Below are 14,485 nucleotides of genomic sequence, written 5' to 3' on the forward strand. Positions count from 1 at the left end.
GTGGCTGCTGCGCAGATGGACGGCGTGGTTATTGTTATGGCGGGGTGCGGCGGGCGGCGTGTATTGCGCATACGAGGTGCGGGGGGCATCGCGTCCACAACCTAATTGATAAGGCGGGCTGCTGAACGTTTTGGTCGGTATTGCGCTGATGTGTTTGTCGGCATGGGGGGGCAGGTTATTGCTAAAACCGTTATCCATCATCGCTGTCATCAGTTGGTAGCGTTGCGGGCTGGTCATGCCGCCCATGATAACGCCGATCAGGCGTTTGCCGTTCTGTTGCGCGGTGGAGATCAGGTTGTAACCGGAACCGCAGGTAAAGCCGGTTTTCATGCCTTCTGCACCTGGATAGCTGGCGGTGAACTTATTAATGGCCGGCCATTCACGACCCCGAAAAAACAGGCTATGGGAGGCAAAATACGGGTAAAAATTAGGGAAGTCCTGCATTGTCCGATAGGCCAGCAAGCCTAAGTCGCGGGGGGTAGTTACTTGCCATTGGTGGGGCAGTCCGGTCGCGTTCATGAAATGGGTGTCGTACATGCCTAAAGAGTGGGCTTTGGCGGTCATGCGGGTGGCAAAATTTTCTTCGTTACCGCCCAAATGTTCCGCCAGCACCACGGCGGCATCGTTAGCGGAACGGGTAATCAACGCTAAGATAGCCTCTTCGACGGTAATGTTTTCACCTGGCCTCAAGCCTAATTTGCTGTTCGGCTGCCGCGCCGCATAAACGGAGGCGGTCATCGTGTCGGTAAGCTGGACTTGTCCTTGCGACAACGCGGTAAACGTCATGTATAAGGTCATCACTTTGGTTAGCGAGGCCGGGAACCAAGCGTGGTTTGCGTCTTGCTCATAGACAATAGTGCCGTTGTCGGCATCGATCAGAATGGCGGCATGGTCGCTGTAACTGGCAGGTGACACCAAGGACAGGCACAGTGACATTAAAAGAAGCAGGGTCAGTTTTACATTCGTCATGTTGGAAAAGTTCAATTAAGCTGATAGCCCAACTCCGCCGTGCCTGCCGGGTGTGCTAAGCCCGTTATTGGCAGTGGCGGCGGATGTGGGCTGTCAGAGAATAGGCGGATGGGTGAAGGTCGGCTAATTTAAGATTGTACGATGGGAGGTAATTTCGCACAATTTTGCCATTCTACCAAACGAAACCCAATCATAAAATGCTAATATTTTTTAAAGCCGCCATCCGGTCAGGGATGGGCTAGTTTTTTGCTGCATGCAAACGGCGGCTCGCCTTGGCAGATTCCCCAGTATTTACCAAAATCGCCTTCATTACTGGGTTTCCAGTTTTCCGAAAAAGCTTCGAACACGGTGCCGGACAGGTGTTCCTGGGCGAGTTTTTTAAACGTCGATTGCACCACTAAGGCTTGGTTTTCGGCACTGGCGACACCGCAGCGCTGGCCGGTTTTGACATTGACCGACTCGGCTTTAGCGGGGCCGTTAGGCCAACCGAATTCGGTGATCATGACGGCTTTGTTAGGATTGGCGGTGTGGACTTCATGCAGTCTGGCAAGGTGGAAATCGGCGGCTTGCCCAGCAGGGGTGCAGGAATGCAAGGGGGAAAAGGTATTTTCCCACCAAGGGAAGATGTTGATGCCTATCCAGTCGACTTGGTCTGAAAACAAGGTCTTTTCGCAGTGTAAGGAGCGGTTGCACCATTCCCACCAAGTATCAATAGTCGTGATAGGTTGTGTTACTTTGGCCTCGCGCAGGGCTTGCAGGCAGCGGCTAATTTCGCCGTCAAACTGATAGCCGTGGCGGGTGCGCACTTCCGAACCGCAACTGAGCTTAATGATGGTATCGGCAAAGGTTTTGGCCAGGTGAATGCCCGTGGAGATGGATTGCGAATTGACTTTGCTGTCCTTATCTAGCCATAAAATGGCAATAACCTTAAGATGCCGGGCTTGTGCGGCGGTAAAGGTATAGTCTAAGCCGTTCAGTACGCCATAGGTCATAATACAGCGGAACGGTGTCTCTTTGACGATTTTGTCGAGTAGGGTGTCAATCAGCTCTTTAGGGGGCGACGGGCCATAATCTGGGTTGATCGTGCCGACATAAGGGCTGAACGCCACGCATTGTAATGGCGGTGGCGCATGGTGGGCGGTTTTTTTGTCGGCGGCATCGGCTGTGCCTACCGTCATTAACAGCAAAGATAGCAACAGTAAAAAGAATCTTATCATGATAATGCCCTGCGGCAGGCCAAAGTAAACCAATATAATAGGGGATTTTTCGCCCGTGTAGGAATTTATTGCTTGGCCTTGCCGGAAGTGCCGAGTTTTTAATCTTGGGGGCATTGCCATCATCTTACACAATCATTGCATATTGCTTTCTTAATATGGGGTTATAGTATGCAGTAAGAACGGCATTAAGCCGCTTCTGTTTCCAATCTAACTAGGAGATGATTATGAAGAAAACGTTGATTAGCCTGTTATTTGCGCTGGGCTTACCGCTGGTGGCCGTGGCTGGCGGCATGGGAGGGCCAGGAAGTCCTGAAGGCGATCAGAATTTTAAACAACACCACGCCGAAAAAATAGCGGCGATGGCGAAAGAGCTAGGCTTGACTACCGAGCAACAAAGTAAAGTCGATGCGATTTTTGAGCAACAACATACCAAGTTCCAAGCTATCCACGAAGAGACCAAAACCCGTTTGCAAGCGGTGCTGACCCCTGAGCAACTGAAAAAGTTTGACAACATGCACCCGCCCCGCCACATGATGCCCCCACCACCGCCACCTAAGCCTGAATAAGCGCTAAACGCTTAGCGTGTCACCCATCTGCCGTGCAACGCGGCAGGTGGGGTTAGACCGAATTATAGGGGCCTAAAAATCGCACACCGTTAAAATGGATTAAATGGGATGGAGCATCTGCTACCCATACTTCTGTTTCCCATGCGATTTCACCAAGATACCTCCCCATGACGGCACGGTTTGGGAAGGCTGTCACATAGACCAGTCCTGCGCTTGCGGTAGCAAAAAGGCTGGCGAGTTCATTATGCCGTTTGCCGTCCACGGGGCCGTGGCTGGTGACGGATTCAACGAGCAGTAACCAGTTTTTCGCACTAAAATACAGCACGACATCGGGCATTTTGCCATGCGAATCGACATTGACACCCAACTTGGACAGTAAAGCCGCGTTAAAGTAACGCCATTTGTCACCTGTATCCCCGACATACACTAACAGGCTGTCCGGTGCGAAACGCGGGGCAAATTCTTCAATAATGGCCCGAATCAGTTCACTGTGCCCACCTGGGCTTAAATTTATGCTCTTCCCTGGGGCAATGTTTACCGGAATGCGGTTTTGCATCCGCTCTTGCGTGTAACGGGCGAGTAGCGTTTCGGTTTCGGACAAGTAAGCCGCTAATTTGTCAGGCCATGCTGGTGTTCCGAAAGTGCGTAGCAATGCCAGCGCATTAGGTTCGATTTGATAGACGGCCTTCGGACTGTTGACGGGACGGTCAGGCCGGTCTGGGTTGTAAAGCGCGATACCAGCATCACAGAATTGGTGCATTGTTTGGCGGCGGAACGTTTCCCGTGTGTTCGGCGCATAGTCTTTGTGATAATGTTCCCGCACCCAATCCATTATTGGGGTAATGCCTAGCAACGGGTTTTCTGCTTCGTGCCATGATGTGTTTGGGGTCATATTCAGCAAAGCCAACAAGCAAAGTGCGGAACGCTCATTGTGTTGCTTGCGCGACAACCCCAGCGTGATAATGATTTGCCGGGCGGATTCGATAAGAGGATGGGCATTACTCATGAATTTAGCTCCCTTAGTTTTTCATCTATCATCATCTGCGTAAGAGTGCCGCCGGCAGCCATAGCCCATTTGCCCATTTCTATGAGCATACTGCGGCTTGGATACTTCATTATCTTTAGGTCGGTTGCGTTAACCTGTGTGTGTCCGCTAAAGCGCCGGAAACTTTCATCAAACGCGGTCGTGTTGAGAAATAAGCATAAACCGTGTGCCAATGTTGCCGATAATCCCTGTTTGTTTTCATGAAATAGATTTAAGTGGTTCTCAAAGCCCAATAATGGGGCATCCTGAAATGCCGTTGGTTCAACGACACTGGCGACGATGCGGCGGCGCTCTTCTTTAGCTGAGAAACGGCGCACTACACAATAAAAGCTATTGGGATAAAGCCACTTTTCTGTTTCAAGGTTACGGTGGATCGCATTGGGTTTTTTACTGCCCACTTTTGGCCATTCGAGGCCCCCGCGACTAAAATGGCCTGGATACAATAACGGTGCTGTACCGGACTCCGGCATAGCGCATAAATGTTTTTTTAACCGAAAATCTACTACTGGGCCGGTTGAAACAGTGATACCTAAATCCGCTAACGAATAGCGGATAGCGGGCGACAATTCTATGGTGTTTTTTTCACATGATGTAGGTATATGGATAAATTGGTTGGGGTCATCAGCAAAGACAATATTATCGAATGGGTGTTCGTAGCTGGCAAAATCGCTAAAGCTGTCATCGGTAGAGGTTGACACCGTCACCGACTCTTGTGGTCGGCCTCGTTCTAGCCTGATGATAATGTTCTCTTGTAGCACAGCATCGGCTTTGAAGGCTTTACGGCGCGATGCGAAAAGATGTATGTGGCGAATGGCCGCGTGTTTTAGTACGAAGTCACGGAAAGGCCGATAATAAGAGCCGTTGCAGAAGCTGCGGGGGATGATGGCGACGACTTGCCCTTCCGGTGCCATTAATAAAAGCGTTAGTGCAACAAAAGCCGAATAAAGGTTGACTGTCTCAATGCCTACTTGGCGAAGCAACAAACGGTGGCGGGAATTGCTGCTTATTTTTTTATAGGGTGGGTTGAGGATGGCGTGGGTGAAAACCTGTTGGCCGGATTGAATAGTGTTAACGGCGGCCTCAATGAAATCGCCGCCGATAATGGTAAACAAAAGCGGCGTTTTATTTTTATGCTGGGATAGGGAGCGGTGCAATTGCGCATGAACGGAGTTATCCAATTCAAATGCGCTTAGCCGAATATTTTGGGCATTCAACTGGCCGGATGCGCATCTTTCTAAAAATGCGCTGGCAAGGGAGCCGGTGCCTGCACCTGCATCAAGTAAGGTGCAGGTGTCGCTTAAGGGGGCGGGAAATAAGCTAGCCATGAATTTTGCTATGTTTGCAGGGGTGAAAAACTGCCCTAACAGCGATTTTTTGTCCGCACTGGTTGGTTCTGATAGCTGTAACGTAGTCTGTTCAAGAGCCGTTAACACGGTTGATATTCCTTGGTTAAGTCCCAATAAAGAAAACGATATAAGTCTTAGGCGATTTAAAGGGCGATTTAAAGCCTATGATTCATCATTGGATAGGAGTGGAAGTAGGCGGTATATGTCGTCACAATAATTAACACCCCCATCATCACCGCTGCAATGACGCGTATCCGCACTGATGCACATTGGGTAGCCACACGGTGGCAACGTTCACTGGCGGATAAAGTGCCTAAGCAGGTCAAAATAATGCCGGCAATGCGCCAATCGAACCAAAAGCAACAGGTTGCAGGTAGCCAAAACACTAACAGCACAGCGGCAAGCATACGGAATTCCTGTTTAGGGTTTACTGGCATGACAGGCCTTCTATTCTAAGCAGTATCCGTCGCATCCACCCATTTTTGCAACAAATCTTCCGGTTGGGCGGTAAAAAAGCCCTCAGGCGGCTCGCCGCAGTCGGGGACGTGTTTTTGTGTCCACTTGACCAATTGCTGTAATACCGGCAACAAATCTGCGCCTTTGGGCGTTAAAAAATATTCATAACGCACAGGTTTGGCCTGATAGGGGCGTTTGATCAACAGGCCGTTTTCTTCCAATTCGCGCAGGCGGCTGGCGAGGATATTGGTGGGTATGCCTTCCGGTGAGGCCTGAAAATCACAGTATTTGCTTTTTCCCAAACACATGTCGCGGATCACGATAAGGCTCCATTTATCGCCGATAAATTCCAAGGCGATAGAAAGAGGGCATTTTGAGCGGTAGTTGGGTGTTTCTGTTTTCATGGCCGGTCTTAAGACATCAGATATAAATAGATACTTGCAAAAAGCAAGTTTGTGTGTCAGAATCTTATCACTTGCAAAAGGCAAGTGACAAAAATATTTTTCTTCTTTTAGGGGTAGCCGCATGAAACTGTATCATTTTCCAATTTCACCCAACTCTCGCCGTGTCATTGCCGTTTTACATCATTTAGGATTGGCTTGCGACTTACACGCTTTGGATTTGGTTAAAGGTGAGCATTTGCAAGCAGATTTTCTGGCTCTTAACCCTAACCACATGATCCCGACGCTTGTCGACGGCGATTTTGTCCTGTGGGAATCTAATGCCATTATGCAGTACCTGTGTTCTAAAGTGCCAGATAATTCGTTGCTGCCCGCTGACCCTAAGGTACATGCCGACATCACCCGTTGGCAGTTTTGGCAAACCGCCCATTTTGGCCGTGCTTGCGGCGTTTTTATTTTTGAAAATATTCTCAGAAACGCCTTCAACCTGGGCGAACCCGATGCCCAAGAATTGGCGAAAGCCACCGAAAACTTCCATCGCTTCGCTAAGGTGTTGGATGGGCATTTGGCGGGCCGTGCTTGGCTGGTTGGCGATACGTTTACCTTGGCGGATTTCTCCATCGCCTCCTTCTTGGAGTTGACGGCATTGGCTAAATATCCTGTCGAAGGGTATACGGAAATTGCCCGCTGGTACAGTGCCATTGAGCAAATCCCGGCTTGGCAAAGTTCCGCTCCGGCAAAAATTTCTTAACAAACGCCGCTAAAGCCAGTCCGTCACGAAGGCCTTTCGGGTTGCTAAAACCTGAAAGGCCAGGCGGCTGACGCTGATGCCGTTAAGTTCCGCCCCTCTGCATTACCTCTCCTAAGCGATAGTTTGAGAAAAAGCCTTGCCACGGCGTTATAATGGTGTGATCAACATCCCGGTCGCCTGGCAAAAGTATCAAACCATGAAAATACTTTCACTCTATTTTAAAAACATCAATTCCTTAATGGGCGAAAGCCGTATCAGTTTCAGTAAAGGCCCGATAGCCAATACGGGCGTTTTTGCAATTACTGGCGCGAACGGTTCGGGAAAATCCAGCATTTTAGATGCCATCACCTTAGCCCTGTATGGGGAAACCGCCCGTTTTGACCGCCCGGCTGCGACGGTCATTAGCCAAAACGCGAATGAAGCTTATGCTGAGGTCGAGTTTAAACTGGGGGATGACAAGTATCAGTCCACTTGGCAAGCCCAACGTGCACCCCATGACGGTGAAGAGCAAACTGTTGCTATGCAGTTGACCCGTTTGTCTGACGGTGCGGTACTGGCGGATGGCTCTGTTGCGGTATGCTCGGCTATCAGGGATTTGACGGGGATGAGTTTCCGCGGCTTTACCCGCTCCATGCTGTTGGCACAAAATGAGTTTACGGCTTTTTTACACGCGCTCGACAACGAACGCATGGATATTTTAGAGACGTTAATCGGCACCGACATTTATGCCGATTACCGTAATGAAATCATCGGCAACGCCGACAAGGCGCAACAGGCCGTCGATGCCCTGAAACAAGAATTGGCTGGCTTAAAACCGCTCACCTCCGCCGAGCAAGAAGCATCGGAACAGGATCTGCAAGATTATCAGGAACAAATCCAAGAGCTTAAAGAAGCCCAAAAACAGCTGGAGCAGCAACAGCACGCTTTGAAGAACACCGCCAATCTGCAAACCCAAGTCGTCGAACAGAAAAAACGCCTGAAAGACCTGCAAACCCAATTGGCGGCCAACGGGCAAACCTTAGCCGAGATTGCGGTCGCCAAACAGGCGTTAAACTTTCAGGATGACCTAAAGGCGCTGGAGAGCCAACAACAGACTTTACAACAACATAAAGCCGCTTGGGAAGCCCTGCAAAACGAGCAGCACTTTCTGCGCGAGCAAGTGGGCGATAATTCCGACTTGGCCGCCAAAGCTGCTGGCCTGTCTTTTGCCGAGCAGCATCAGACCCTAGACGGGATTAAGTTCGCTATTAACCAAGCCCGTTTGGATAAGCAAGAGGCGTCGGCGCAATTACAGGCTTTAGAAACTCAATTGGGCGAAAAAAACGCCGCTTTAGCCGAGGTGCAGGCTTGGCTGGCTGACCATGCAGGTGATGGGATATTGCTGGATAACTTTCCCGAAACCGCGCCACTGAAAATACTCCGTGCCGAACTGAATGTGCTGAGCGATGCGTATAAGCAATCAGGGAATGCGGTCAAAGCCCACTCTACGGCAATAAAAAACACCCAAACTGCCCTGAGCCAAACCCAAGCGGATATTGCCGCACTCCAGCAAGAACTTGCCGATGAAGAGCAAGCCCGTGCCGCCTTGCTGCAAGGCCATCATGCTGATGAAATTGACAGCCTGAAAGCCGAACAAGAAGGACGGCTGAAACAATTTCAGCAAGTGTTGGACGTGGCAAACCAGTATCAAAAAATCAGCCAACCGGGCGGTGGTCTGTTAAGCCTGTTTGGCCGCAAACCGCCGTTAATCGAAGACCCGGATGCTTTAAAAGCCGAATTGGCACAATTGCGCGATATTATAAAACGCGAAGAGAATATTAAATTGGCGCTTGAAAGTGCCGTCAGCCGCGAAGCCTTGGTGAAAAAGCTGCTGGGCGAGCGTGTCCATTTGGTCGACGGCAAGCCGTGCCCCTTATGCGGGGCGAAAGAACACCCTTATTTGAAACATGCTCCGGTCTTGGGCAATTCGGTACAGGCGTTGACCGACCAGCAAATGAAGTTGCGCCAACTGGCGGCACAAACCGACCAGCTCAATAAGCGCATTGTCGCCGCGCAAAAGTATGCCGAGCAGAACCGCGCCACCCAAGCACAATTGCAAAGCATTAAAGATGCTTGGTTAAGCCAGTGCAACCGCCTGAACAAGGCCACTGCCGATGCCGATATCGGGCAATTGGCGGTGATGGAACAATGGTTGAAAGAAGAGCGTGATGAATTAAAAAACATCATCGCTTTAGGAGAGCAGTACCGCAAAAAAACCGCTACTATTGATAAGATCAATGCGGCAATTGCCAAAAATGAAGCCACGTTGAGCCAATTGCACAGCGAGGCCGAGCAACTGGCGGCGGCTACCGCCGACATTAACGAAGCCCATCTGGTCAACGAAGCCGCTTTAATTCCCTGCCGCGAACAAGAACAGGCTTTAGCCGTACAGGTGCAGGCGCAATTGACCGCTTTGGGCGAAACCATGCCCGGCAAAGGCAAAGAAGACGCGTTTTTTGACCGACTTAACAGCCGCCGCCAAGATTACCAGACCCATCAATTCCACAGCAGCCATTTTATTGAGGAGGTGGCCGGACTGGAGAGCCGATACGCGGCTAACCAAGCCACGCTCCAGCAAGCCGATGCCGACATCGACCGCTTGATGGCTAGCCTGCAAAGTGAAGAACTGATCGGCGTACACCTTGCTTTGATCGAAAAGCAACAGTTGATCGCCGAAAAAGAGCGCGTCCTGAGCGAGCAGGAGGGCGTAGTGGGCGCTTGCCTGCAAGCGTTGCAAATCCGCTTGCAAAGTTCACCGTTCGCCGGCTTGGCCGAATTGCGCCAAGCCCTGCAATTTGCCGCCCAAGAACCGGTATACCTGAAACACCAGGGCGATATTGAAGTTCAGCTTACCGCCAAGCAACAGCAATTGGAGAATCTGTCCGCCGAACTGGATACGGATTTTATGCTGGCGGAAACCGCACCGGACCCGGACGACATTTATCGGCAATTGACCCAACTGGCGGAAAAGACCGACATTGCCCAACTGGAGATTCAACGGTTGCAAAAACGTTTGGCACAACACCAACAAACCCAGCAACGTTACACACAACTGACCGCCCAACTACAACAGCGCGAACAGGAGGCGCAACCGGCTTTGGCAGAACGCGCCATTCTCGACAATGAAAACGGTATGGCCTTCCGCCGCCGGGTGCAAATCCGCATCGCCGCGCAATTGCTGGAAAAGACTAACCGTATTTTAGAGAAAATCAGCCACCGTTATTATCTGCGCCACAATACCGAGCAGCCGGGCTTATCTTTAGAAGTGGAAGACACCGCCCAAAATAACCGCCGACGTGCCCCCAAAACCCTGTCCGGTGGAGAAAGCTTTGTGGTCAGCCTCGCCTTGGCGTTAAGCCTGTCGGAACTTGCCAATAACAATAAATCGGTCGAATCGTTATTTATTGATGAAGGTTTTGGCTGTCTTGATGGCGACTCGCTTACTGTCGTGCTGAGCGCTTTGGAGAAACTCCCTGCTTACGGTAAAACTGTCGGCGTTATCTCGCATCTGGAAGGGGTGCGCAAACGCATAAAGACCCAAGTGCAGGTGGTGAAAAAATCCAATGGCGTGGGGGTTTTGAAAGTGGCTTGAGGGTAGGGCGTGACAACAGTAGCCCAACATGCAGAAGAGCCTTGCAGGTTTTAATGACCCGCAAGGCAGCAAGCATACGATTACACTGTATTTATTTCAAACAAAATAGCTTGTGTTTTTCCAAGATGTGGCGGAAATCGCCTTTATTACGCAAATTTGCCAAATCGGGATCCTTACGCAAGACATCGCAGTCACTGAAGCCTAGTTCCAGTGCCTTATCTAGGGGTTCCAGCGCCAAATCGAGCTTTTTTATGGTGGCGTAGTAAGTGGCCAAATTATAAAAAGCCACCGCATTTTCTTCATCACATTCCGTGGCTTTTATCAGGTCTTTTTCGGCAAGGTTCATTTTGTTGTCTTGCCAATAAGTAATGCCGCGGTTCATGTAGCCCGTGGCGAAGCAACGGCCCGCATCGTCTTCTTGTTTAATCGCCAAATTAAATTCGACTAGCGCATTTTGCAGGTTTTCGCCGCGTGTTTTAGGGGAACCTTTCGCCAAGGCCACAAACATCATGCCCTGTTTGATATGCTGCTGGGTTTCTAAAGTAGGTTCGGTTGATGTCGGCTCGGCAGGTGTGGGTGTGGCGGCAACGGGCTCGGCAGGTGCCGGCTCTGTAATGGTTGCTGTGGTCGGCAAAGGTTCTGGCCCCGTTTTAGGCTGGCTATTCAATGCCCATAGCAAAGCGCCCGTCAGTGACAGCGCTCCTAGGCCACCGCCTGCCATCAGCAAGTTTTTCCGACGTTTACGCGCGTCGTCAATAGCGCTGCTATTGTTCGCTTGCGTTTGCAGCGTTGTCCCACATTCTGGACAACGGCCATCTTCAGGTATCTCTATCCATTCATCCTGCATTGCCAGATCGCAACTGGCCCGATTTCTACATTTCGCGCTTGCCATGATTAGTTTCTCCAAAAGTTATTATAAAGTTATAGGGGATTATCGATAAAAGCCATGGCAGTTTTTGTGCTATCCCGCAATTTACCGTAAAAAATATCTTCAACATTATGGGCGCGATGGCTTAAAGCTGTGCTTAGCTGTAAGCGCAAGATGGCTTTTAAGGCTTCCCGATTAGTGGCTATTTTGTAGTGATCAGACTTCAGTAAGGGGTGAAGCGCTTTTTCCAGATAAAAAACCTGCTCTTCTGTGGCACTGTTCAACACGTCTTGCAAATTGGCGGCTGATAATGTTTCAACTTCCGGGCCGCTATCCAGTAAGGCCACTATCTCGTTAGGATAGAAGTGATATTCGGGTAAGTTGTCGGCATCGCGGGTTTCCAAGCGCCAACGCCGTTTATTGGTGGCAGTATCTTCTTGGGGTTGCAGCAACTCCAAGGCCTTGGCCAATTGATATAACGGCAAGATCGTGTTACCCATTTGATCGGGACGGGGGCGGAATAATTCCGGTAACCGGGTAGCCGGGTGGTCTTCAATATGCACTTCCAAGCGTGCCCTAGCGGGATTTTGCTGTAAGCGCAAATCGTATTTTTCTTTGAGAAATTGCAGCGGCTGTAAAAAACGCATGGGAAAGCCATACTTAAAGCAAATCAGGGAAATTTGGTTAAGGTTACGGCTGCTGTCAACAATGCACAGCGTAATGCCGGGGGTTTGGTTGCTCATAAAGAGGCTGGCAAGCTCATCGCGAAAACTTTTGACTTCATCGCAACGCGGTAAAATAACCGCCATGACGGCATTAGGGGCAGATGTGATTTCGCTTTGGTTAAAACGCATAAAGGTTTGGGTGCTGGCAACAATATCGCGGACATAAGAACGTAACTTTTCTTGGTCTTGAAACTGTCCGGCTAGCCGTGACACAATATTGGCCCCTATCAGGCGGGTACTTATACTGGTGGCCTCGTCATGTGCTTGTTGGGAGTTATCACGCGCCACCTGCTCAATAATATTTTTTAAGCTGCCGTGATAAAGCAAGGCACCAAAATATTTTTCTTTACTACGCACATCCACTTTATTGGTTTCGGCGGCGTTGATAAAGTCGGAGCGTGAGCGTTGCGCCCATTGCTGCTGTTTGTTTTCCGAGCCTAACAAGCTACGGCTAAAATCCCGCACTTTCTCAGGCTCGTAAAATTTCAGCAAATTTTGCTTAATATCCGTCGTCTCTTGCAGCCGACAGGTGGCGGCTCGGCGTTGCTCAAAAAAAACTTGGCCGTCTTCGAGAGTCCTTCTAAGGTCGACAAAAATCGGTTGTAGCTTATCACGCAGCTCAATAACACAGCGTTGCAACAATTGCTCGGCAAAGCCCCAGGCAATATGCCACGTTTTTAGCTCATAATATTCTTTTAAACATTCGCTTTGCGTGTCAAATAAGGCTTCCCGTTTGCCCGCCATTTTGCCGAAAATGCCGACATTGCCCCAAGTTTCTTTGTTTTTGGAAATAATTGTCAGGAGTTCGGTACGGCGGGCTTCCATGCCTTTTAAGCGGTCGGCAATTTTTACGCTACGGCTACGCAAATCTTCGACCAGTTCGCTTAACAAGGTTTGCAAATCGATAAAGCCATAGTCGCCTTCTTGCCATTTGTAGAACATCCAAGCCTGTATGGATTGGGTGACTTCGGCAATATGGGTGTTCTCGCGCCCTAAATCATCTTGCTTGGATTTATAAAAAACTTCCACGCCGATTTTTCTAAAGCGCTTGTCGTAATAGTCCTGAAAAGACTTTTGCAGATTATCCAGCCTGTCATCACGCCCTTTGCTGACGGGTGACAGCCATGCCGTACTTTTTAAATCGTTAGCCGTTTGCGCCCAATCGCCGCTAATATCAGGCCAGTGATTTTCACGCTCCCCTTCCAATAAGCCTTCAGATAACGTAATTTGGTTATTGGTCAGTTTCCAAGGACGGCGGTTAGCGTCTTTTTGGACAAACTCGCCCCATGACAGGTTTTTTATTTCTGCCCGGTAGCGGGTGTCACCTGGCATCCAGTTGTTATACAGCATTTGTAAAAGAGATTGTTCGGCAAAACAAGCCGCCAAATGCTCGCGGATCTCTTCATCTGGAATGACGATTTTTTTAACACCAAATGTTTGTAGGCGCACAGTGCGTAATTTAAACTGCGCGTCACTGGCCTTCGCTTCATCAGGGATATTAAAGTTTTCCAGCGAAATGGCGGACTTAACATTTTGCGGGATTTGTGCGCCGGTATCATCCAGCAGAAAAACGCGCTGATAAATCAGTTGGGCAAATAATTGGGTGACTTCCTGTACGGGAATTTTAATATTGGCTTCGTTGACGTTATCTAAGACAAAGCAGCCTTGTACGCGGTCTTTTAAGGCGGAAACATTATTCTCGCTGACTTTTTCAAAACGTTGTGTTTGTCCCGTCAGGTCAATTGGCGCAAATAGCGGGCCACCTTTATGGCTGGATTCGCTGGCATCGGAGACCAGATAGGCGTTTAACTCTTGCAGTGCCGCGTAGCCATTGGCGTAATAATTGGTTTTTTCGCCATTGCTCGCCCAAGGTGAGTTTTCTTCGGGCAAGAGCACATAGAGATAAATAGGATACGCACTAGAGCTGGCAAATCTGGCGCGCAGTTGCGCCAGTACATGTAAAAAGGCACCGCTTCCCGTGCCGCCCGCCAATCCGCAACAGATATGGAACTGCACCCCTTTTTGTGTGCTGGCGTTTTCCAGTTGGTCGACCAGCGTCAGCACATGGGTGATAAAGTTGTTACATTCCGGTTCAAATAAAGACACACCTAAACGGCGGATTTGCCCGCCTGCGGTTTCATTGATATTCATGGAGGAAAAAATTTCCGACCAATCTTCTTTTCTGCCGATATAACGGTGGGTTATCGGATAATTTTGCGGATCGTTCAGGCGTACGGCCAGATTATTCTGCGAAATAGGTAACAGACTTTCTTTATTTAAGCCAATGTCGCTGCCAATTTCCTCTTGGGTGCGCCATTGTTCACTGGCGGCCAAATCAGGTTTGCTGGAATCGACATAAAGGTATTTGATATAAATCGGCTTTTCGGGCTTTAATTTAGATTGGTTCGGCTCATTGCAACGAAATTCTTCGTAAATGGCCTTCCGCATATTTTTTATGGTCTTACCGCCGGTTCCGCCCAGGCCGATAATTAAATGGTTGTTAGTCATTA

11 protein-coding genes are annotated in these 14,485 nt (G+C 49.6%); 3 read left to right on the forward strand and 8 right to left on the reverse strand.

Annotated elements, in window-relative coordinates; genetic code table 11:
* A partial coding sequence (locus AADEFJLK_RS15485) for a D-alanyl-D-alanine carboxypeptidase family protein (protein ID WP_103974936.1) occupies window positions 1-969 on the reverse strand: 969 nt, incomplete at its 3' end.
* Between the two features lie 227 nt (window positions 970-1,196).
* Window positions 1,197-2,186, reverse strand: a complete 990-nt coding sequence (locus AADEFJLK_RS15490) for a glycoside hydrolase family 17 protein (protein WP_249028062.1) — start codon at window positions 2,184-2,186, stop codon at window positions 1,197-1,199.
* A 224-nt stretch (window positions 2,187-2,410) separates the two neighbouring features.
* On the opposite strand from AADEFJLK_RS15490, the gene AADEFJLK_RS15495 reads away from it, so the two are divergent.
* Entirely contained in the window at window positions 2,411-2,752 is a 342-nt protein-coding gene (locus AADEFJLK_RS15495) for a hypothetical protein (RefSeq protein WP_146054622.1), read from the forward strand.
* Between the two features lie 52 nt (window positions 2,753-2,804).
* Here the strand turns inward: AADEFJLK_RS15495 and AADEFJLK_RS15500 are convergent, their stop codons facing one another.
* The 4 genes from AADEFJLK_RS15500 to AADEFJLK_RS15515 all read right to left on the reverse strand — a co-directional run bounded on the left by AADEFJLK_RS15500 (window position 2,805) and on the right by AADEFJLK_RS15515 (window position 6,003).
* Window positions 2,805-3,758 carry a BsuBI/PstI family type II restriction endonuclease gene (locus AADEFJLK_RS15500; RefSeq protein WP_103974880.1) on the reverse strand — a complete coding sequence of 318 codons (954 nt, stop codon included), beginning with the start codon at window positions 3,756-3,758 and terminating at the stop codon, window positions 2,805-2,807.
* On the reverse strand, window positions 3,755-5,122 hold the full coding sequence (locus AADEFJLK_RS15505) for an Eco57I restriction-modification methylase domain-containing protein (RefSeq protein WP_103974881.1): 1,368 nt from the start codon (window positions 5,120-5,122) through the stop codon (window positions 3,755-3,757). Before AADEFJLK_RS15505 ends, AADEFJLK_RS15500 begins: the two co-directional genes overlap by 4 nt.
* 176 nt (window positions 5,123-5,298) lie before the next feature.
* Complete coding sequence (locus AADEFJLK_RS15510) at window positions 5,299-5,580, reverse strand: hypothetical protein (RefSeq protein WP_146054624.1); 282 nt, start codon at window positions 5,578-5,580, stop codon at window positions 5,299-5,301.
* 15 nt (window positions 5,581-5,595) lie between these two features.
* On the reverse strand, window positions 5,596-6,003 hold the full coding sequence (locus tag AADEFJLK_RS15515; protein ID WP_088621473.1) for a winged helix-turn-helix transcriptional regulator: 408 nt from the start codon (window positions 6,001-6,003) through the stop codon (window positions 5,596-5,598).
* A gap of 121 nt (window positions 6,004-6,124) precedes the next feature.
* Between AADEFJLK_RS15515 and AADEFJLK_RS15520 the strand changes: the two genes are divergently transcribed.
* Window positions 6,125-6,751, forward strand: a complete 627-nt coding sequence (locus tag AADEFJLK_RS15520) for a glutathione S-transferase family protein (RefSeq protein ID WP_088617887.1) — start codon at window positions 6,125-6,127, stop codon at window positions 6,749-6,751.
* A 196-nt stretch (window positions 6,752-6,947) separates the two neighbouring features.
* On the forward strand, window positions 6,948-10,382 hold the full coding sequence (locus AADEFJLK_RS15525) for an AAA family ATPase (RefSeq protein WP_146054625.1): 3,435 nt from the start codon (window positions 6,948-6,950) through the stop codon (window positions 10,380-10,382).
* Window positions 10,383-10,473: 91 nt separating this feature from the next.
* Here the strand turns inward: AADEFJLK_RS15525 and AADEFJLK_RS15530 are convergent, their stop codons facing one another.
* Both AADEFJLK_RS15530 and AADEFJLK_RS15535 read right to left on the reverse strand, forming a co-directional pair.
* Complete coding sequence (locus AADEFJLK_RS15530; RefSeq protein WP_103974884.1) at window positions 10,474-11,274, reverse strand: TPR end-of-group domain-containing protein; 801 nt, start codon at window positions 11,272-11,274, stop codon at window positions 10,474-10,476.
* Window positions 11,275-11,303: 29 nt separating this feature from the next.
* Entirely contained in the window at window positions 11,304-14,483 is a 3,180-nt protein-coding gene (locus AADEFJLK_RS15535) for a tubulin-like doman-containing protein (protein WP_103974885.1), read from the reverse strand.
* Window positions 14,484-14,485: the final 2 nt, after the last annotated feature.

The organism is Methylovulum psychrotolerans (assembly GCF_002923755.1).
Classification (GTDB): domain Bacteria; phylum Pseudomonadota; class Gammaproteobacteria; order Methylococcales; family Methylomonadaceae; genus Methylovulum; species Methylovulum psychrotolerans.

What these genes read in the sequence shown, in the direction of transcription:
- AADEFJLK_RS15520 (WP_088617887.1), top strand. Translation starts at nt 6,125, where the DNA reads ATGAAACTGTATCATTTTCCAATTTCACCCAACTCTCGCCGTGTCATT.
- AADEFJLK_RS15525 (WP_146054625.1), top strand. Translation starts at nt 6,948, where the DNA reads ATGAAAATACTTTCACTCTATTTTAAAAACATCAATTCCTTAATGGGC.
- AADEFJLK_RS15515 (WP_088621473.1), bottom strand. Translation starts at nt 6,003, where the DNA reads ATGAAAACAGAAACACCCAACTACCGCTCAAAATGCCCTCTTTCTATC.
- AADEFJLK_RS15500 (WP_103974880.1), bottom strand. Translation starts at nt 3,758, where the DNA reads ATGAGTAATGCCCATCCTCTTATCGAATCCGCCCGGCAAATCATTATC.
- AADEFJLK_RS15535 (WP_103974885.1), bottom strand. Translation starts at nt 14,483, where the DNA reads ATGACTAACAACCATTTAATTATCGGCCTGGGCGGAACCGGCGGTAAG.
- AADEFJLK_RS15490 (WP_249028062.1), bottom strand. Translation starts at nt 2,186, where the DNA reads ATGATAAGATTCTTTTTACTGTTGCTATCTTTGCTGTTAATGACGGTA.
- AADEFJLK_RS15510 (WP_146054624.1), bottom strand. Translation starts at nt 5,580, where the DNA reads ATGCCAGTAAACCCTAAACAGGAATTCCGTATGCTTGCCGCTGTGCTG.
- AADEFJLK_RS15530 (WP_103974884.1), bottom strand. Translation starts at nt 11,274, where the DNA reads ATGGCAAGCGCGAAATGTAGAAATCGGGCCAGTTGCGATCTGGCAATG.
- AADEFJLK_RS15505 (WP_103974881.1), bottom strand. Translation starts at nt 5,122, where the DNA reads ATGGCTAGCTTATTTCCCGCCCCCTTAAGCGACACCTGCACCTTACTT.
- AADEFJLK_RS15495 (WP_146054622.1), top strand. Translation starts at nt 2,411, where the DNA reads ATGAAGAAAACGTTGATTAGCCTGTTATTTGCGCTGGGCTTACCGCTG.